The 18,157-nt window shown below is 38.8% G+C and carries 19 protein-coding genes; 16 read left to right on the forward strand and 3 right to left on the reverse strand.

The genetic code is table 11. The features are described 5' to 3' along the window. Positions 1-53 precede the first annotated feature (53 nt). Genes A3IA_RS13265 through A3IA_RS0108200 form a run of 3 tightly spaced genes read left to right on the forward strand, consistent with a single transcriptional unit; the run spans position 54 to position 1,930 of the window. Entirely contained in the window at positions 54-227 is a 174-nt protein-coding gene (locus A3IA_RS13265) for a DUF6440 family protein (RefSeq protein ID WP_018380845.1), read from the forward strand. 46 nt (positions 228-273) lie between these two features. After that, positions 274-795: a GNAT family N-acetyltransferase gene (locus tag A3IA_RS0108195; protein ID WP_018380846.1), complete on the forward strand. Its 522-nt coding sequence runs from the start codon at positions 274-276 to the stop codon at positions 793-795. Between the two features lie 37 nt (positions 796-832). Beyond that, complete coding sequence (locus tag A3IA_RS0108200) at positions 833-1,930, forward strand: MmcQ/YjbR family DNA-binding protein (protein WP_018380847.1); 1,098 nt, start codon at positions 833-835, stop codon at positions 1,928-1,930. Between the two features lie 518 nt (positions 1,931-2,448). On the opposite strand, the gene A3IA_RS0108210 is transcribed toward A3IA_RS0108200, so the two are convergent. Next, positions 2,449-3,357, reverse strand: a complete 909-nt coding sequence (locus tag A3IA_RS0108210; RefSeq protein WP_018380848.1) for a diacylglycerol/lipid kinase family protein — start codon at positions 3,355-3,357, stop codon at positions 2,449-2,451. A gap of 88 nt (positions 3,358-3,445) precedes the next feature. Between A3IA_RS0108210 and rsmD the strand changes: the two genes are divergently transcribed. From rsmD to gloA2, 11 genes are all read left to right on the forward strand, one after another. Further along, positions 3,446-3,985 carry a 16S rRNA (guanine(966)-N(2))-methyltransferase RsmD gene (rsmD, locus tag A3IA_RS0108215; protein WP_018380849.1) on the forward strand — a complete coding sequence of 180 codons (540 nt, stop codon included), beginning with the start codon at positions 3,446-3,448 and terminating at the stop codon, positions 3,983-3,985. Then, a complete protein-coding gene (coaD, locus tag A3IA_RS0108220; protein WP_018380850.1) occupies positions 3,975-4,475 on the forward strand; it encodes a pantetheine-phosphate adenylyltransferase in 501 nt (166 codons plus the stop codon). Before rsmD ends, coaD begins: the two co-directional genes overlap by 11 nt. A gap of 1 nt (position 4,476) precedes the next feature. Further along, positions 4,477-5,535, forward strand: coding sequence for a SepM family pheromone-processing serine protease (locus tag A3IA_RS0108225; protein WP_051072811.1), 1,059 nt, complete (start codon positions 4,477-4,479; stop codon positions 5,533-5,535). A gap of 125 nt (positions 5,536-5,660) precedes the next feature. After that, positions 5,661-6,644: a LacI family DNA-binding transcriptional regulator gene (locus tag A3IA_RS0108230; RefSeq protein ID WP_026217635.1), complete on the forward strand. Its 984-nt coding sequence runs from the start codon at positions 5,661-5,663 to the stop codon at positions 6,642-6,644. Further along, positions 6,637-7,548: a ribokinase gene (gene rbsK, locus A3IA_RS0108235; RefSeq protein ID WP_018380853.1), complete on the forward strand. Its 912-nt coding sequence runs from the start codon at positions 6,637-6,639 to the stop codon at positions 7,546-7,548. Before A3IA_RS0108230 ends, rbsK begins: the two co-directional genes overlap by 8 nt. Next, entirely contained in the window at positions 7,523-7,921 is a 399-nt protein-coding gene (rbsD, locus tag A3IA_RS0108240; protein WP_018380854.1) for a D-ribose pyranase, read from the forward strand. The genes rbsK and rbsD overlap by 26 nt, the downstream gene beginning before the upstream one ends. A 12-nt stretch (positions 7,922-7,933) precedes the next feature. Next, entirely contained in the window at positions 7,934-9,412 is a 1,479-nt protein-coding gene (locus A3IA_RS0108245; RefSeq protein WP_018380855.1) for a sugar ABC transporter ATP-binding protein, read from the forward strand. A gap of 1 nt (position 9,413) precedes the next feature. Further along, a complete protein-coding gene (locus tag A3IA_RS0108250; protein WP_018380856.1) occupies positions 9,414-10,358 on the forward strand; it encodes an ABC transporter permease subunit in 945 nt (314 codons plus the stop codon). 11 nt (positions 10,359-10,369) lie between these two features. Then, positions 10,370-11,338 (forward strand): substrate-binding domain-containing protein, encoded by a 969-nt coding sequence (locus A3IA_RS0108255; protein WP_018380857.1) that lies wholly within the window; start codon positions 10,370-10,372, stop codon positions 11,336-11,338. A gap of 647 nt (positions 11,339-11,985) precedes the next feature. After that, a complete protein-coding gene (locus tag A3IA_RS0108260) occupies positions 11,986-14,415 on the forward strand; it encodes a DNA translocase FtsK (protein WP_018380858.1) in 2,430 nt (809 codons plus the stop codon). A 14-nt stretch (positions 14,416-14,429) separates the two neighbouring features. Further along, positions 14,430-14,816: an SMU1112c/YaeR family gloxylase I-like metalloprotein gene (gene gloA2, locus A3IA_RS0108265; protein WP_017770026.1), complete on the forward strand. Its 387-nt coding sequence runs from the start codon at positions 14,430-14,432 to the stop codon at positions 14,814-14,816. A gap of 141 nt (positions 14,817-14,957) precedes the next feature. Here the strand turns inward: gloA2 and A3IA_RS0108270 are convergent, their stop codons facing one another. Next, positions 14,958-15,725 (reverse strand): MerR family transcriptional regulator, encoded by a 768-nt coding sequence (locus A3IA_RS0108270; protein ID WP_018380859.1) that lies wholly within the window; start codon positions 15,723-15,725, stop codon positions 14,958-14,960. 607 nt (positions 15,726-16,332) lie between these two features. After that, positions 16,333-16,695, reverse strand: a complete 363-nt coding sequence (locus A3IA_RS12735; protein ID WP_320879096.1) for a DUF3397 domain-containing protein — start codon at positions 16,693-16,695, stop codon at positions 16,333-16,335. A 172-nt stretch (positions 16,696-16,867) separates the two neighbouring features. Here A3IA_RS12735 and rplK point away from each other — a divergent pair, with 172 nt between their 5' ends. Together rplK and rplA are read left to right on the forward strand one after the other, a co-directional pair. After that, the gene (gene rplK, locus A3IA_RS0108280; protein ID WP_018380860.1) at positions 16,868-17,293 is read left to right on the forward strand and encodes a 50S ribosomal protein L11; all 426 of its coding nucleotides are present in this window, start codon (positions 16,868-16,870) and stop codon (positions 17,291-17,293) included. A gap of 101 nt (positions 17,294-17,394) precedes the next feature. Next, complete coding sequence (gene rplA / locus A3IA_RS0108285; RefSeq protein WP_018380861.1) at positions 17,395-18,084, forward strand: 50S ribosomal protein L1; 690 nt, start codon at positions 17,395-17,397, stop codon at positions 18,082-18,084. The last annotated feature ends 73 nt before the right edge of the window (positions 18,085-18,157 follow it).

Consider the following 18,157-nt stretch of genomic DNA (forward strand, 5'->3'; position numbering starts at 1 on the left):
TTGAAAGTGTTTTCAAATAGTGTTATACTAGAACTTGATAAGGGGGTATGCAGATGACGAAAGATATGAAACATCGTTTTGACTATATTCCAGCAACTTCTGGTGCTTTTGTCATTGTCGACAAAGAAACCGGCGTAGAGTATTATAAAAATGGTGTTCACATGATTGCCTTGGTGGATGCGGATGGCAAGCCAAAAATAAACAAAGATTGGTACGACAGTCACTAAAGCAAAGCCGCTCACTCGAGTGGCTTCTTTGCTTACTGGAGATAGTATGGAAATTCGAAAAATAACTCTAAGGGATCAAAGGGCTTTTCTAGAGTTTGAAGATGAATTATTAGAAGATAAACGAAGCAATCCATTTGTGGAATGGTGGCCGGTTGAAGATTTTGAGGATTTTGTAGCCAAAAGTGATGCTTCTGAGGTCAAGCAGTCTGGGCAAACGTATTCAACTTATACCCGTTATTTTGCTTTTATAGAGGGTGCGATTGTAGGATTTGTCATTTGCTTTTGGGAAATGAATCATCCAGATTGTTTGAAACTAGGGCATCTTGGTTATATGGTAGCTCCCTCTTTTAGGCATAGAGGGATTGCTCAAGCCCTAGTAGTCTTTGCTTTAAAACAGTATCGTTGTCTAGGAATTGAGCATATCCTTATTGCAGCGCATGAGGAAAATCATGCTTCTCGTCAATTAATTGAAAAATTAGGCGGTCGCTTAATAGCCTTAGAAACGGTCAATCATTTGGGCAAAAAACTTGAGACGGCTAGGTATGAATTGAGGGTTGGTCGCCCTTAGATTGTGATTGATGAAATAATGAAATGAAAGGAAATCTATGTCATTTGAATCTGAATTTTTTAAGAAAAAAAGTGTTCGCCTTGACCAACTAGAGAAGTTTGGTTTTGTCAAAGATGGCGGAGCCTATGTCTATCGAGAAAATTTTTTGGACGAACAATTTCAGGCGGTTATCAGGATAAAAACTGATGGAGATGTTTTCGGTCAAGTTTTAGATTTAGATTTGGAAGAAGAGTATGATGCCTTTCGTGCGAGTACAGCCCAAGGAAATTTTATTGGTCAGGTTCGTGATGCCTACGGTCAGATTTTGACGCGGATTGCCAAGGAGTGTTTTGAGACTAAACGCTTTCAAAATCCCCAAACTAATCGCCTAGCCAATTATTTGATAAATACTTTTGAAGATAAAACAGATAATCCTTTTGCGAAATTTCCAGGTTTTACAGTCTTTAGACATCCTAGCAACTCAAAATGGTACGGGTTGGTAGGAACAATAAAAAGAGAAAAATTACAGCTGGGTACAGAAAAGTGGTCTCAAAAAGCCCTGCATGAAGAAGTTGAAATCATCAATATCAAGGTTGAACCAGAACGTTTGTCCGATTTGCTGAAGATTTCAGGTATTTATCCATCCTATCATATGTCTAAGAAGACATGGATCACTATTGTTCTAGATGATAGACTATCAGATGAGGATTTGTTTGCTTTGGTTGAGAATAGTCGTACTCTTGTGGCTCCTAGAACCTTGTCAAATCCGAATGGAGCGGATTACTGGGTGATTCCAGCTAACCCCAAATACTATAATATCGATGCTGAATTTGCAGAAAATCCTGAAATTCTTTGGACACAAAAAGCCAGCATTAAGGCTGGCGACTGGGTATTGATTTACATGACTAGCCCAATTAAGGCTATTCGCTATGCTTGCAAGGTTTTAGAGACCGATATTGATAATAAAGGACACAGGGACAATCCCAAAATCAAACAGTTGATGAAGTTATCGTTAAAACAGACTTTTTTGGATGATCAACTGCCTCTTGAATTGATGGCAGAAAAAGGTGTCAGAGCAGTCAGGGGACCTAGACGCTTAAGTAAAGATTTGGTTGATTACCTAAACAAAGCATTTCCTCTATTAAAAAAATCTTAAATCTTAACTGCACCAACTTAGAAAGTTGAATGATAGCCTTTTGAATTAACTGTGATACATGGTCACTTTCAACTTGCCGTATTCCTACTCAATGGAAAGCAAACTTAGACTAGGCGATACCGATGCAGATAGAACTGAAGGTTATCAAATCAAGTCAACAAGGTCTGCTTTTGATTTTCGAAGGGTATCATGTACTGTTTGGCGTCTTTCTGTTCCTTGTTCGAAAGCTAATTCATTTGGTTATAATAAACATTGTAAGGATTTCGTTCTATATCGTATAGGGCTAGTTCTTTTTTTGATAGATTTGTTATTGTAAAAAATACAATCTGTCATGGCTTATTTAAGTGTATCAAGAGGTTAATTAGTTTGTCATATCCGGTGCAGATCCTAGATGTCGACTTTAGTTCTGTAGGTTAATGGCATTTAAAAAGCCCCCTAGTTGTTAGAGTAACGCTTTAACTTTTAGGAGACTTGTTTAAAAGTAGATGGCAGTTTAAATAGGTGCCGTTTAAAAGGAGTTATTTTTTGGGAACGATAACAGTAATAGCTTTTGGAAGCATCTGGATAAGGACAGGTAATTTGCCAGCAACATCGCCATCAATACGGACGTTGGGATTGTTTTTATCTTTTTTTCGAACATTGATTAAACGCAGTTCAGAAGCTTGAAAAGAATCCCAGTGTCTAAAGTGATTAAACTTGCCAATGCGGAAAAAGAAGTAAAAAAAGAATCGGATGAAGTGGGTTTTTCTTAGCGTGTAAACGGTGAAAAGGCCATCGTCTACCGTGTCTTTTTGATTAAAGCCAGGAAGTCCTGCAACGGTATTGCTCATGGTAATTAAGAGTAATTTTGTTTTGAAATATTGTTTTTTCTGATCCGATATGGCTTGTACACGATAAGAACGTCGTCGCAGAAAAATTTTCCAACCAGCTTTGATAAAGGCTAGCGCACCGTAACGACGTTTATGCTCTGGTGTGACACTAAGAGCCATGTCAGCCATCAGGCCTAGGGTCAGGCTAGAAATCATGTATTGATCGTTAACTCTAGCTATGTCAATGGCTAATTCTCGTCCAGAAAAGAGATTTTCCAAAGCCTTTTTTGGATTTAAGGGGATGTTTAGAGATTTGGCTAAATTATTGACGGTTCCGGTTGGGATTAACCCCAAGCGAGAGTAACCGCCACCTTCATAAATACCCGCACAAACCAGTTTGATGGTACCGTCTCCTCCTAGAGGAATGATAACATCAATCTTATCTAGGCAGGCCTCCTTAGCCATCTCCCTGGTTTCATCGGCAGATGCTGGGTAAAAGTATAGGATATTTTTTTCAGGGATATTTTTTTCGATTAAAAAGTTTTTGATGGTTTCAATCAACTGGTCTTTTTCACGTTTTCCAGATTTTTGATTGATTATTAGTGCAAATGTTGTCATGTTTTTCCTTGTTATCAAAAATTTAAGACTTATTATAGCATTTTTTAGGAGAATTATCTCAAAGAATTTTGCTATAATAGGAAACAATATGAGAGTAGTAGCAGGTGAATTTGGCGGACGTCCTTTGAAGACGTTGCCCGGTAGAACGACACGCCCCACAACGGATAAGGTCAAAGGGGCTATGTTTAATATGATTGGTCCTTTTTTTGATGGTGGTCGGGTGTTAGACTTGTATGCTGGTAGCGGCAGCCTGGCTATCGAAGCCATTTCACGTGGCATGGATGATGCTGTTTTGGTTGAAAAAGATCGCTCAGCCCAGACCATTATTCAGGAAAATATCAAGATGACTAAAGCCCAGAGGCAATTTCAACTCTTGAAGATGGACGATAAAAGAGCCATCAGTCAGCTTTCGGGACAGTTTAATCTTGTCCTTTTGGATCCTCCCTATGCTAAGGAACAAATTGTATCGGTAGTGACAGAGTTGGAAGATAGGGGCTTGCTGGTTGAGGATGTCATGATTGTATGTGAGACCGACAAGATGGTAGATTTGCCTGAAGAAATTTCCGCCTTTGGCATTTGGAAGCAAAAAATTTACGGAATTAGTAAGGTGACGGTTTATGTCAGATAAGAAAATTGGCTTATTTACTGGATCTTTTGATCCGGTAACGTTAGGGCATGTGGATTTGATTGCGCGTGCTAGTCAGCTATTTGACCAACTTTATGTTGGTATTTTTTACAATAAGGAAAAAGCAGGTCAGTTTAGTATCGACCAGAGGCGCAATATGCTTGAAGAAGCAGTGGCTAATCTTGATAATGTCAAGGTTATTACGGCAAATAATAGTCTAGCTGTTGATATTGCAGCCAAGCTTGAAGTGACCCATCTCGTGCGGGGACTGCGTAATGGTAATGATTTGACTTATGAAGCTAATTTGGAATTTTTCAATAAGCATTTGAATGATAGCATTGATACTATTTATCTCATGTCAGCTAATCAGTGGCAGGAAGTCAGTTCCAGTCGTATCAGAGAGTTGATTTTTTTCAAGGCTGATATTTCAGATTTTGTACCCGAATCAGTTGTTAAAGAAGTGGAGAAAAAACGTGAACAAACAAGAATTTAAGATGAAAGAGGAAAACTTTAAAAAGAAATCACCCTTAAAATGGTGGCTATTGGGAATTGGTACAGCGGTTCTCTTAGCAGTTACTTTTTTTCTTCCGCTTCCTTATTATATCGAAATGCCTGGCGGAGCCTATGACATTCGAGAGGTTCTAAAGGTTGATAAAAAAGAAGACAAGGCAAAAGGATCTTATAATTTTGTAGCTATTTCCCAAGTACAAGCAACCCCTGCAGCTCTTCTCTATGCTTGGGCGACACCCTTTACCGATGTGTCAACTGCTAAGGAGAGTTTGGGAAACTATACCGAGGATGAGTATATCCGTCTCAACCAATTCTACATGGAAACTTCTCAAAATGAAGCCATTTACCAAGCTTTTAAATTAGCTGAGAAATCTGTGGATTTAAAATACTTAGGCGTCTATGTTCTTGACGTTGCTAAAGATTCAACATTCAAGGGGATTTTAAGTCTTGCGGATACTGTTACAGGTGTCAATGGCAAAACCTTTGAAAGTTCTAAGGAACTCATCGATTATGTTGCCAAGCAAACTATTGGTGACAAGGTAACGGTGCAATACCTATCTGATGATAAGAAAAAAGAAGCCTCAGGAAAAATCATTAAACTTAAAAATGGAAAAAATGGTATTGGAATTGGGCTTGTGGATCATACCGAAGTGAAAACAAAAACGCCAGTTCAATTTTCAACAGGAAATGTTGGTGGACCAAGTGCAGGTCTTATGTTTACCTTAGATATTTTGGATCAAATCAATAAAGAGGATTTGAGAAAAGGTCGTATGATTGCAGGTACTGGTACAATTGAAAAAGATGGTTCCGTCGGTGACATTGGGGGAGCTGATAAGAAAGTGGTTTCGGCGGCTAAGGATAATGCGGAGATTTTCTTTGTGCCAAATAATCCTGTTCCTAAAGCTTACTTGAAGGAACACCCTCAGGCAAAAAACAACTATCAAAAAGCTAAAGAAGCAGCCAAACGTATCAAGACAAAAATGAAAATTATTCCAGTTAAAAATGTGCAAGATGCCATTGACTATTTAGAGAAAACGTCTTAATAAATTGAAAAGTAATTTCGATTGAATCGGAATTGCTTTTTGTTTAAAAAGTGATTGACAAAATTTTAGAAAACGGTTACAATTTAATTGTGAGAACGGTTCCATATCAGGAAAGGATGGTTTTTTTGGTAACAATAAAAGAAGTTGCAGAAGAAGCAGGCGTTTCAAAATCAACGGTTTCCCGCTATACTTCGCAAAAAGGCTATGTTGGGCAAGAAGCTCAAGAAAAGGTAAAACAAGCCATCAAAAAATTGAACTATGTTCCAAACGTTTTGGCACAGTCTCTAAAGTCGCAGCGCAACCAATTAGTAGGGCTCCTACTCCCTGATATTTCTAACCCATTTTTTCCTCGCCTTGCTCGAGGAGCAGAGGAATTTTTAAAAGAAAAGGGCTACAGGGTCATGTTAGGAAGTATTGGTGAAGAAGGTGCTGTAGAAGAGGATTACTTGAATGTTCTTCTACAAACTAAGGCAGCTGGTATTATCACAACCCATGATTTTACAAAAACACATCCCAATCTAGATATTCCTATAGTTGTTGTCGATCGTGTTGATCAGGAGACGGAGTATGGCGTTTTTTCGGATAACCAGGCTGGTGGACGCCTAGCTGCCGAGCAAATTGTTCGAGCAGGTACTGATAAGGTGTTACTAGTTCGTGGTCCTTCTGATAATGCACAAAGTATTAATCAGAGATTTGAAGCGGGTCTTAGTTATTTAAAAAATCAACAAGTAGACGTATCAATCTCCGACAGTCACTCTTTTGACTTTGATGTGATTCAAAAAGAAGCCATGGTGATGCTAGATAAAAATCCCGATTGTGATAGCATTATTGCCCCTTCTGACGTGCATGCCATAGCTTACATTCATGAGATTCTAGCTCGTGGGAAAAAAATACCTGAGGATATTCAAATTATTGGGTACGATGACATCTTGGTGAGTCGGTTTATTTATCCCTCTTTATCAACCATTCATCAATCCTCATATAGACTTGGAGAAGAGGCCGCAGCATTGATATACAAGATTACGAATCATTTACCTATTGAAGAAAAAAGGGTGCAACTACCTGTCAGATATATTGAAAGGGAAACTTTAAGGAGGTCACATGAGTAAAATAGTCATTATAGGCAGTATTTCCATGGATTTAGTCATGGAGACAAATCGGCTTGCGGAAGCAGGAGAAACTGTTTTTGGTAGTCAATTTTCGATGGTTCCCGGTGGAAAAGGTGCCAATCAAGCGGTAGCCATTGGACGATTAAGTTCTAAAAATGACCATGTGGAAATGCTGGGAGCTGTTGGGAATGACCAGTTTGCATCTGGTCTTTTAGAAAATTTGAGTCAAAATCAGGTTGTTTCGGAGAATGTGGGAACGATACCATATTCAACAGGAGTTGCTCAAATAACGCTTTATGACAATGATAATCGGATTATCTATTGTCCAGGAGCTAACGCAAAAGTAGATGCCAGAAATTTTGATAAAGAATGGGATATTATAGCTGATGCTGACTTGGTCGTTTTGCAAAATGAAATCAGTCACCAAACCAACTTAGCCATTGCCCAATTCTGTCATCAAAAAGGGATTAGGGTACTTTATAATCCGGCGCCATCACGCGACACAGATATTGAGATGCTTGAATTTGTAGATGTCATTACTCCCAATGAACACGAAGTAAAAGAGCTATTTCCTCATCGTGATTTAGAAGAAATAATCAAATCTTATCCTAATAAACTTTTGGTGACCTTGGGGACAAAAGGATCTATCTTTTTTGATGGCAATGACATTCAAAAAATACCTGCCATTAAGGCAAAGGTTGTTGATACAACAGGAGCGGGTGATACCTTTAATGGTGCCTTTGGCTATGCGATTTCAAAAGGATTGTCCTTTAAAGAAGCTGTATCTTTTGGAACGCTAGCTTCGCATTTATCTGTTCAAGGATTCGGAGCACAAGGCGGGATGCCTTACTTGAAAGAAATGAAGGAGAGTGCTTATTATGAAAAAACATGGGCTATTAAATAGCCAGTTAGCGAAACTTGCAGCCGATTTAGGACACACGGATCGGGTTTGCATCGGTGATTTGGGTTTGCCAGTGCCAGCAGGTATTCCCAAAATTGATCTGGCGCTAAAACGTGGTTTACCAAGCTTCCAAGACCTTCTTGATGAGTATTTGGAAAATGTTTTAGTTGAGAAGGTCATCCTAGCAGAAGAACTTAAAGCTGAAAATCCTGAGCAGTTAGCCACGATATTGGATAAATTAGACGCCAGCGTTGAGATTGAATATGTCAATCATGAAGACTTAAAAACTCTTAACAAGGATGTCAAAGCGGTTGTCCGAACAGGTGAAGATACACCCTACTCCAACATTATTTTGCAATCTGGAGTAACCCTATAGCGAGGTGAATACATGAAAATTGAAATGAGAGACATTTCAAAATCATTTGGGAATAATAAAGTTCTCGAAAAGATTGATTTGGATTTACATTCTGGACAGGTTCATGCTCTTATGGGCGAAAATGGCGCTGGAAAATCGACTCTAATGAACATATTGACCGGTTTGTTCCCAGCAACTAAGGGAAAGATCCTTATTGACAATCAAGAGATGACCTTTACCAATCCACAAGAAGCCGAAGATTTTGGTATCAGCTTTATTCATCAAGAAATGAATACTTGGTCTGATATGACTGTCTTGGAAAATTTGTTCCTAGGTCGTGAACTCAAAAATCGTTTTGGTCTGCTCGATCAAAGAGCCATGAAAGAAAAAGCTAACCAAGCATTCCAGCATTTGGGAGTATCTATCCCATTAAACATTGAGATTGGCAAGTTGTCAGTTGGTCAGCAACAAATGATTGAAATTGCTAAGTGTTTGTTATCAGAAGTTTCGATCCTCATTATGGATGAACCAACAGCAGCACTAACTGATAGAGAAACAGAAAGTCTTTTTTCAATCATCAATAGTCTGAAAGCACAAGGGGTTGGGATTGTTTACATCTCTCATCGAATGGAAGAAATTTTCAGAATAACAGATCTTATCACAGTTATGCGTGATGGACTGGTGGTTGATACTACACCAACTAGTGAAACAACTTCAGATGAGTTGGTTAAAAAGATGGTCGGTCGAGAATTAGAAGACTATTACCCAGATAAGGTGGCGGAGATTGGCGATGTCGCCTTTGAAGTAAGTCATTTAACAGGAAATACCTTTGAAGATGTATCATTTCAAGTTAGAAAAGGTGAGATTCTTGGTTTTTCTGGCTTGATGGGCGCTGGACGTACTGAGGTTATGCGAGCCATTTTTGGTATCGATAGCCTGAAATCTGGTCAGATTAAAATAGATGGTCAGGAAGTTTCGATTGCAAATCCAGTCCAAGCCATTGAAAAAGGTATTGGTTTTTTGACTGAAAATCGAAAAGATGAAGGGCTCATCTTGGATTTTTCGATTAAGGATAATATGACTTTGCCAAGTACGCGGGATTTTAGCCAATACGGATTTTTTGATAATAAAACAAGCACCGATTTTGTGAATCAGCTGATTGAGAGATTGCGTGTCAAATCTGGAACTCCCAAATTACCAGTTGGTCATTTATCTGGTGGCAATCAGCAAAAAGTTGTTCTTGCCAAATGGATTGGCATTGCACCGAAAATATTGATTTTAGATGAGCCGACACGAGGGGTTGATGTCGGTGCTAAAAGAGAAATTTATCAGTTAATGAATGAATTAGCCGAAAGAGGAGTGCCAATTATCATGGTATCGTCTGATCTTCCGGAAATATTGGGAGTGAGCGACCGTATCATTGTAATGCATGAAGGACGTATCAGTGGAGAACTTAGCCGATTAGAAGCAAATCAAGAAAAAGTGATGCAACTTGCGACAGGAGGACAATAGTGTGAAACAAGTAATGAAATATGTATCAGAATTAACAACTCTGATTGCCCTAGTAGCATTGATGGTTGTCATCACCATGCTAAATCCTAATTTCTTAACAACCAACAACTTGCTTAACTTGCTCTTACAAGTAACAGCCAATGGTTTTATTGCATTTGGGATGACTTTTGTTATTTTAACCGGTGGTATTGATTTATCTGTTGGCTCAATCTTAGCCCTATCTAGCGCAGTGTCAGCTGGTTTTATAGGCAGTGGCATGCCAGTACCCTTGGCTATTTTACTAGCCCTTCTTTTAGGAGGACTATTTGGTATGTTAAATGGTTTCTTGATTTCCTTTGGGAAATTGGCACCATTTATTGTTACTCTTGCAACCATGACAATTTTTAGAGGCGCAACCCTCGTCTACACTAATGGTAATCCAATTACGGCAGGGCTTGGTGATAGTTTTGTGTTCCAATTCCTTGGACAAGGTTATATTATTGGGATACCTTTTCCAGTCATCCTGATGTTTCTTGTTTTTATTTTCTTATATGTGTTACTTCATAAAACGGCATTTGGGAAATCTGTCTACGCTATAGGAGGCAATGAAAAAGCAGCGTATATCTCAGGTGTCAAATTAAATAAAGTAAAACTTATTATTTATACCATTTCAGGAATGATGGCTGCCTTATCAGGATTAATTATCACTTCACGTTTAAGTTCGGCTCAGCCAACTGCGGGAAGTAGTTATGAGATGGATGCTATTGCAGCCGTTGTTCTTGGAGGAACGTCTCTGTCAGGAGGAAAGGGGCGTATTATCGGAACCTTAATCGGTGCCCTTATTATTGGTGTCTTAAATAATGGACTTAACATTATTGGAGTCTCAGCTTTCTGGCAACAAGTTGTTAAAGGTATCGTTATTATCATCGCTGTGCTACTGGATCGATTGAAAGTAGCTAATCAATAAAGGAGTCAATCATGAAAGTCATTAAACAATTTGGTCGTATTCTTCTTGTTCTAAGCCTTCTTATCATTTTAGCAGCCTGTGGTAAAACAGGATTAGATAGCGGATCAAGTAAATCTGATAAAGCAGTTACCCAAAAAGAAGCTAAAGATTTAAATCTAGGTGTCTCAATCTCTACAACGAATAATCCTTATTTCGTAGCCATGAAAGAAGGGATTGATCAATACGCTAAAGATAAAAGTGTGAAGCTAAAAGTAGCAGATGCTCAGGATGATGCTGCAAGACAAGCGGACGATGTCCAAAACTTCGTTAGTCAAAATGTTGATGCTATCTTAATCAATCCTGTTGATTCAGATGCTATTGTACCAGCTATTAAAGCGGCTAATTCTGCCAACATCCCTGTTATTTTGATTGACCGTGGTAGCAATGGTGGCGATGTTCTAACAACTGTAGCATCAGACAATGTTGAAGCAGGTAAAATGGCAGCAGATTATATCATCAAAGAACTAGGAAAAAATGCTAAAACGTTTGAATTATCAGGAGTACCTGGAGCGTCAGCCACTGTGGATCGTGGTAAAGGATTTAATGACGTTGCTAACAATCAATTGGATATTTTATCAAGCCAATCAGCAAACTTCGATCGTGCTAAAGCCCTCAACACTGCTCAAAACATGATTCAAGGAAATAAAGCGGTCCAAGCAATTTTCGCACAAAACGATGAAATGGCTATGGGAGCAGCTCAAGCAGCCAAAGCAGCTGGACTAGATAATGTTTTGATTGTTGGTATTGATGGTCAGCCAGATGCACATGAATCCATTAAAAAAGGTGACATGTCAGCAACGATTGCCCAACAACCTGCTAAGATGGGAGAGATTGCCATTCAAGCAGCTATTGACTACTATCAAGGTAAAAAAATTGATAAAGAAACGGTATCACCAATATTTCTTGTGACAAAAGAAAATGTGGATGAACATAATTGGTAATTACGATTATTTATAGAGAGTGTGGGATAACAATCGGTAACTAGGGTCGTTTGATTGTTGTCCTACTTTTTTTATAGTCTTTTGAATTAACTTTAAGACATGGTCACGTTCGATTTGCCATACTCATACGCAATGAAAATCAAAAGCAGACTAGGCGACACAGATAGCAGATAGAACTGAAAGTCATCAAATCAAGTTAACAAGGTCTGCTTTTGATTTTCGAAGAGTATCAAGTACTGTTCTGCGTCTCCATTCCTTGTCTGACAGTTAATTGATTTGACTGTATGATGAAAGTTCTGGGAATATCTAAACAGACGATTGATAGTGTTATCCATTTTCTTGAAGAAAATCATTTAGTCTACGACTACTACCAACACTACAAAGTTAATAAAAATTTTTATGGGCCTTGTAAAATACATCTCACTGAATCCGTGACAGACTCCAATCAAACTCTTCTGGAGCTTGATGAAAAGCATTGAAAGATATGTTTGGTATTTTCCTCAATGTCTTGCTAGCAGAAGGGGACTAAAGGGTAAGTAGCTATAACAATTATCTGTTTTTTGAAAAAGTTTCGGACTGTTTTTGACTTTCGTTTTTTTTTTAGTTAGTGAAGAAAATGCTTTTTCAAAATATGCTATAATGGAGTCATGGTAAAAACAAGAAAAAAAACAAAAGATAAAGGCAGGAAAAAACGTCGTCCTACCAAGGCAGAAATCGCGAAACAAGCTGCTATCAGACGCATGGTTATAAGCTTTTTAGTGGCAATTATTCTTTTATTTGGAGTCACACGACTGGGAGTGTTTGGTGTAACCGTCTACAACATCATTCGCTTTTTTGTAGGAAGTTTGGCTTACCCAGCCATCTTCTTAATCCTTGCTAGTCTCTTTGGCTTTAGATGGTTTCAAAGGCATGAAGGCATTATGACAGGGTTTGTGACCCTCTTTGTCGGTCTCTTATTAGAATGGCATGCCTACCTTTATACGCAACCTTTCTTGCAAGGTCAGGAAGTTTTTAAATCTACTTCTCGTCTCATTTATAGGGATCTTAGTCATTTTAGCGTGACTCAGTTTCTGGGTGGCGGTATGTTTGGTGCTATTTTGTATAAACCGACAGCCTTTTTGTTTACTAATATAGGGGCTTTCTTTATTGGATTTCTCATTATCGCAATCGGTCTTTTCATTATTAGTTCATGGGATCTCTATGACTTATTAGAATTTCTCCGACAAAAACGTGATGAATGGATGGCTAAGCATGAAATTAACAAGCAGGAACGGTTTGTTCGCCGAGAAGAAAAACGTCAATTAGCCTTGGAGAAAAAAGAGCAGGAAGCAGCTGAAAAAGCGGAAGCTGAACGTCTAGCATCTCTTAATATTGATTCAGAAACGGGTGAAATTCTAGAGGACAGTTCCTTTAAGGCTGAAGAGAGTCAAGAAGAAAGTGCAATCCGTGATATTGAGATTGTAGGCTATGTGCCAGATGAAGCTGATGAGATTCCGACTTTTGATGAAAGTTTATTCGAGAATTCGCCAGCTAATGCTTATGAGCCTGATAATCAAGAGATGGAAATGCCAACGGAATCGATAGATTTGGATGACTTGGATAATGAACCCGAGTCACAAGTTCTTGTAGACTTCACTCCAAAACAACACCTCAATTATAAACTTCCGGGGATCGATCTCTTTGCGGCTGATAAGCCTAAGAGCCAGACCAAAGAGAAAACTATTGTCCGTCAAAATATCAAGATTCTCGAAGACACCTTCAAAAGTTTCAACATTGATGTTAAGGTTGAACGTGCAGAAATTGGTCCATCTGTTACCAAGTATGAAGTTAAACCAGCTGTTGGCGTCCGTGTCAATCGTATTTCTAATTTAGCGGATGATTTGGCGCTAGCATTGGCAGCTAAAGATGTTCGCATTGAAGCGCCGATTCCTGGAAAATCCTTGGTTGGTATTGAAGTCCCTAACTCAGAGATTGCTACTGTTTCTTTCCGTGAGCTTTGGGAGCAGTCTAGTGCCAAGCCTGAAAATCTCCTAGAAATTCCGCTTGGAAAGGCAGTCAATGGAACGGCTCGTAGTTTTGATCTTTCCAAAATGCCGCACTTACTTGTAGCTGGCTCGACTGGTTCGGGTAAATCGGTGGCGGTAAATGGCATTATCTCAAGCATTCTCATGAAAGCACGCCCTGATCAAGTCAAGTTTCTGATGGTCGATCCTAAGATGGTTGAACTTTCTGTTTATAATGATATTCCCCATCTCCTCATTCCCGTTGTGACCAATCCTCGCAAAGCCAGCAAAGCCTTACAAAAAGTGGTTGATGAAATGGAAAACCGTTATGAACTCTTTAGTCAGTTTGGCGTTCGTAATATTGCAGGCTACAATGCCAAAGTAGAAGCGTGGAATGCTAATTCGGAAGAAAAACACATCCCATTACCGCTTATTGTTGTCATCGTTGATGAATTGGCAGATCTGATGATGGTTGCCAGCAAAGAAGTAGAAGATGCCATTATTCGCCTTGGACAAAAAGCGCGTGCCGCCGGTATTCATATGATTTTGGCGACGCAACGTCCGTCTGTTGATGTTATTTCAGGACTTATCAAGGCTAATGTGCCATCTCGTGTCGCTTTTGCTGTTTCATCTGGTACAGATAGTCGTACGATATTGGATGAAAATGGTGCTGAAAAATTACTTGGTCGCGGTGATATGTTATTTAAACCGATTGATGAGAACCACCCCGTTCGTCTGCAAGGTTCCTTTATTTCAGATGATGATGTCGAGCGAATAGTGACCTTCATCAAGGATCAAGCAGAAGCTGAGTACGATGATTCCTTTGATCCGGGTGACGTAACAGAGGCTGATCTGCAAGGCTCCAGTGGCGGTGCTAGTGAGGGTGACCCTCTGTTTGAAGAAGCAAAGGCCTTGGTTTTAGAAACTCAAAAAGCGAGTGCTTCTATGATTCAACGCCGACTTTCTGTTGGTTTTAACCGAGCGACACGTCTTATGGAAGAGCTGGAAGAAGCAGGTGTTATTGGTCCGGCAGAAGGAACAAAACCAAGAAAAGTTCTACAACCCCCACAATAGGAAGGAGATAGATTATGAATTTTGATAGTATTCATCACGTAGCCATTATTGGTAGTGACTATGATAAGACGCGTCATTTCTATTGTGATCTTTTAGGGTTTGAACAGTTGGATGAGCATATTCGCCCAGAGAAAAAAGATATTCTTTTCAATGTTCGTCAAGGCAATTTGGTTTTAGAGATTTTCATCAAACCAGATTCTCCAGTAAGGCCTACCCCGCCAAATCCTGAACATCAGGGGCTTCGCCATCTAGCTTTTAGAGTTTCTGATGTGGAAGCTTGCTTGGCAGAATTTGACCGCTTAGGCATCCGTCATGAACCCTTGCGCTGGGATGATTTTGATAGAAAGAAAATGGCCTTCTTTTTTGACCCAGATGGATTGCCGCTTGAAATTCATGAATAGTTTTTGATGTTTATTGACATAATCAAAGGCAATAAGGATTTTCTTTGTTAGTTGTCTCAATGCTTATTCATAGTAGATTAAGATGTACAAGCAAAAAAGCTGATAGTAGTGGTTAAGCTACTATCAGCTTTTTTTAATCAATTAATCAATTAATTTTGCCCAGTGACTGATGCTAGCAGTTAAAAAAGCAGCACAGCCTTTTGTGGTGTCATCATAGTAAGTTGTGAAACGTTCATCAGCCGTGTATAGCTGAGCGATACCGATATGTTTTTCAACTAAGTAGTTCTTGTCTGCAATTTGTAGCCATTTTTTATGAAGTTGAACGATTTCCTTGCTTCTTTCATCTTCAACCGTCCATCCTTCCACTATCGCTTGATGAAGTAAGGTTTTAATGTCTTGATCTAGCTTTTGCCACTGTTTATAAGTTTCTTCATTCATCTGAGCAAAGTGTTGATTAGCTTTGTGGATTTCTTCTTCTCCATAGGTATTCCGGAGTTCAGTTCCATACTTTGCGTCATTTTCTGCTATCTGTTTCTCTTTAAATGCTTGAAATTTTTCTTGTGCCGTCATTGTTGATTTTCCTTTCTGTGCTTGAATAGTGTGTTCGAGGTTATCAATCATGGCTTCCAATCTCGCCTTTTTGGCTTTTAAATCTAGTAAATGGTCTTCTAAACGCGTCATAATATCAAGATTTTCTTGAATGAGTAATTCCTTAATTTGCTTGAGTTCAAAACCTCGCTCCTTATAAAAAAGGATTTGTTGCAGGATGTCGGCCTCCTTTTCACCGTAAAAGCGGTAGCCACTGTCATTTTTACGAGAAGGTAGAAGTATCCCAAGAGCCTCATAGTACCGAAGAGTGCGCGTGCTAATACCGGAGAGTTCAGCCAACTGCCCAATCGAATAAGTCATGCTTGTTTCCTCTCTATGTCATATCTTGCAAGATAATCAGTGAACGACGTTTTTTATCGTTCACTATTTTAGTATACAAATTAACGTAAGGTTAATGTCAAGTGATTTTTGAAAAAAATTTTCGAGATAATCCGATCGTCAGTTTTTTGGGAAAATCAGGAGAAAATAACTAACGAGATGTTTACGATGAAGTGATGACCTCTACTTGATTGGTAGTGCGCCAGAGAAAAGAAATACAAAGGAGTGATTGACTAAGCCGTAAGGAAACTTTAGTGGAGATTATTTGGTAATAGTTGTGATAGATGGTACTATAATCAGTCCAATGACGTTTTCGCAGAAAATGATGATTTTCTATCTGGCTTGCCTAAAAATTTTCTAAGAGGGAGCTAGTCACTTATCCCAATGCAGGTTATGGCGGCATTTTTTAGTAGCATGAAGACTTCAGTCAGAGGGCTATTGTATTTTTTAATCGGTTGTTAGTGAGAATCCTTAGATTAGTTTTTGATGTGGTGACTGGTTAATAAGTCGTGGGACATGTGACGTTAAAAAGGCAAATCCTTTGAATAGGACCTGCCTTTTTGCACAATATTAAACTCAGATTGTTCCATTAGGAAGAATGCTGAAATAGAAGAATAAGAGTAGCTAAGAAAAAAATAAAGGTCAAAAAGAAATTGAGGCGCCAAAAAAATTTGAACCATCTCTTATAAGTAAACTTTTTGCTTTTTAGGAATTGCCAGCTGGCAACGACAATCGCAAGGATGGAAATAGCTATCAAGTAATAGTAGATAAAACTGTGCTTAAAAAACTGTGAGCTCGCTACCATAATTTCAAATATATATAAAGGAATGGTAATATCTGGAAATTTGATACCAAGGCGTCCCAACTTGAAAAATTTGCAAATGATATAGGTAAAAATCGGAGTTAAAATAAGTAGACTCGCACTGAGCACTTTAAACATGAATACTGACATAAGCTTATTTTAACGATTATCTTGATTAAAGTAAATCATTTTAAGAAAAAAAGCATAAAAAACTTGAAATTTGCTTCAAAATAAGTATAATAGAAAGGTATGCTAATGGCATGCTTGTGGGAGGTAAAAATCTTTAAATTACCGACATAACCACAATAGGAGGATTTTATTCATGGCTAAGAAAGTCGAAAACATTGTAAAACTTCAAATTCCTGCCGGTAAAGCGACACCAGCTCCACCAGTTGGACCAGCACTTGGTCAAGCCGGTATCAACATCATGGGATTCACTAAAGAGTTTAACGCTCGTACAGCTGACCAAGCTGGTATGATTATCCCAGTTGTTATCTCAGTATACGAAGACAAATCATTTGATTTCGTTACTAAAACACCACCAGCTGCTGTTCTTTTGAAAAAAGCTGCAGGTGTTGAAAAAGGTTCTGGTGAGCCAAACAAAACGAAAGTTGCATCAGTTACTCGTGCACAAGTACAAGAAATTGCTGAAACTAAAATGCCAGATTTGAACGCAGCGTCAGTTGAGTCTGCTATGCGTATGATCGAAGGTACTGCTCGTTCTATGGGATTCACTGTTACTGACTAATCAGTAAGAGACCCTGAACCCGCTAAACTTCATCGTCTATTTCGATGAGTGACGTGGGAGATGAAAATCGCTATTACCACATTACAAGGAGAAATTTTATAATGGCTAAAAAAAGTAAACAAATGCGTGCTGCGCTTGAAAAAATCGACAGCACAAAAGCTTACAGCGTTGAAGAAGCTGTAGTGCTTGCTAAATCAACAAACTTCGCAAAATTTGATGCAACTGTAGAAGTATCATACAACCTTAACATCGACGTTAAAAAAGCTGACCAACAAATCCGTGGTGCAATGGTATTGCCTGCTGGAACTGGTAAAACTTCTCGCGTTCTTGTTTTCGCGCGTGGTGCTAAAGCTGAAGAAGCTAAAGCAGCTGGTGCTGACTTCGTTGGTGAAGACGACCTTGTTCAAAAAATTCAAGGTGGTTGGTTAGATTTTGACGTTGTTATCGCTACACCTGATATGATGGCAGTTGTGGGTCGTCTTGGACGTGTCCTTGGACCTCGTAACCTTATGCCAAACCCTAAAACTGGTACAGTAACTATGGATGTTGCTAAAGCAGTTGAAGAGTCTAAAGGTGGAAAAATCACTTACCGTGCTGACAAAGCTGGTAATGTTCAAGCTCTTATCGGTAAAGTATCATTTGAAGATGAGAAATTGGTTGAAAACTTTAAAGCTCTTAACGACGTTATCGTTAAAGCAAAACCATCAACAGCTAAAGGTACTTACATCACAAACTTGACACTTACTACAACTCAAGGTGTTGGTATCAAAGTTGATCCTAACTCATTTTAATCAGTAGTTTATAAAAGATGCTTACTTCGTTAAGTGTTTCAGATTGAAGGAAAAGTTTATTTTGAACATTTTT

It is taken from the genome of Streptococcus thoraltensis DSM 12221, from assembly GCF_000380145.1.
GTDB lineage: Bacteria > Bacillota > Bacilli > Lactobacillales > Streptococcaceae > Streptococcus > Streptococcus thoraltensis.

Bases quoted from the DNA above. Each gene is read 5' to 3' on its own strand.
- rbsD (WP_018380854.1), top strand. From the start codon at position 7,523: ATGAAAAAACATGGGCTATTAAATAGCCAGTTAGCGAAACTTGCAGCC.
- A3IA_RS0108210 (WP_018380848.1), bottom strand. From the start codon at position 3,357: ATGACAACATTTGCACTAATAATCAATCAAAAATCTGGAAAACGTGAA.
- A3IA_RS0108255 (WP_018380857.1), top strand. From the start codon at position 10,370: ATGAAAGTCATTAAACAATTTGGTCGTATTCTTCTTGTTCTAAGCCTT.
- rplK (WP_018380860.1), top strand. From the start codon at position 16,868: ATGGCTAAGAAAGTCGAAAACATTGTAAAACTTCAAATTCCTGCCGGT.
- A3IA_RS0108195 (WP_018380846.1), top strand. From the start codon at position 274: ATGGAAATTCGAAAAATAACTCTAAGGGATCAAAGGGCTTTTCTAGAG.
- gloA2 (WP_017770026.1), top strand. From the start codon at position 14,430: ATGAATTTTGATAGTATTCATCACGTAGCCATTATTGGTAGTGACTAT.
- A3IA_RS0108245 (WP_018380855.1), top strand. From the start codon at position 7,934: ATGAAAATTGAAATGAGAGACATTTCAAAATCATTTGGGAATAATAAA.
- rbsK (WP_018380853.1), top strand. From the start codon at position 6,637: ATGAGTAAAATAGTCATTATAGGCAGTATTTCCATGGATTTAGTCATG.
- A3IA_RS0108200 (WP_018380847.1), top strand. From the start codon at position 833: ATGTCATTTGAATCTGAATTTTTTAAGAAAAAAAGTGTTCGCCTTGAC.
- coaD (WP_018380850.1), top strand. From the start codon at position 3,975: ATGTCAGATAAGAAAATTGGCTTATTTACTGGATCTTTTGATCCGGTA.
- rsmD (WP_018380849.1), top strand. From the start codon at position 3,446: ATGAGAGTAGTAGCAGGTGAATTTGGCGGACGTCCTTTGAAGACGTTG.
- A3IA_RS0108260 (WP_018380858.1), top strand. From the start codon at position 11,986: ATGGTAAAAACAAGAAAAAAAACAAAAGATAAAGGCAGGAAAAAACGT.
- A3IA_RS12735 (WP_320879096.1), bottom strand. From the start codon at position 16,695: ATGTCAGTATTCATGTTTAAAGTGCTCAGTGCGAGTCTACTTATTTTA.
- A3IA_RS0108270 (WP_018380859.1), bottom strand. From the start codon at position 15,725: ATGACTTATTCGATTGGGCAGTTGGCTGAACTCTCCGGTATTAGCACG.
- A3IA_RS13265 (WP_018380845.1), top strand. From the start codon at position 54: ATGACGAAAGATATGAAACATCGTTTTGACTATATTCCAGCAACTTCT.
- A3IA_RS0108225 (WP_051072811.1), top strand. From the start codon at position 4,477: ATGAAAGAGGAAAACTTTAAAAAGAAATCACCCTTAAAATGGTGGCTA.
- rplA (WP_018380861.1), top strand. From the start codon at position 17,395: ATGGCTAAAAAAAGTAAACAAATGCGTGCTGCGCTTGAAAAAATCGAC.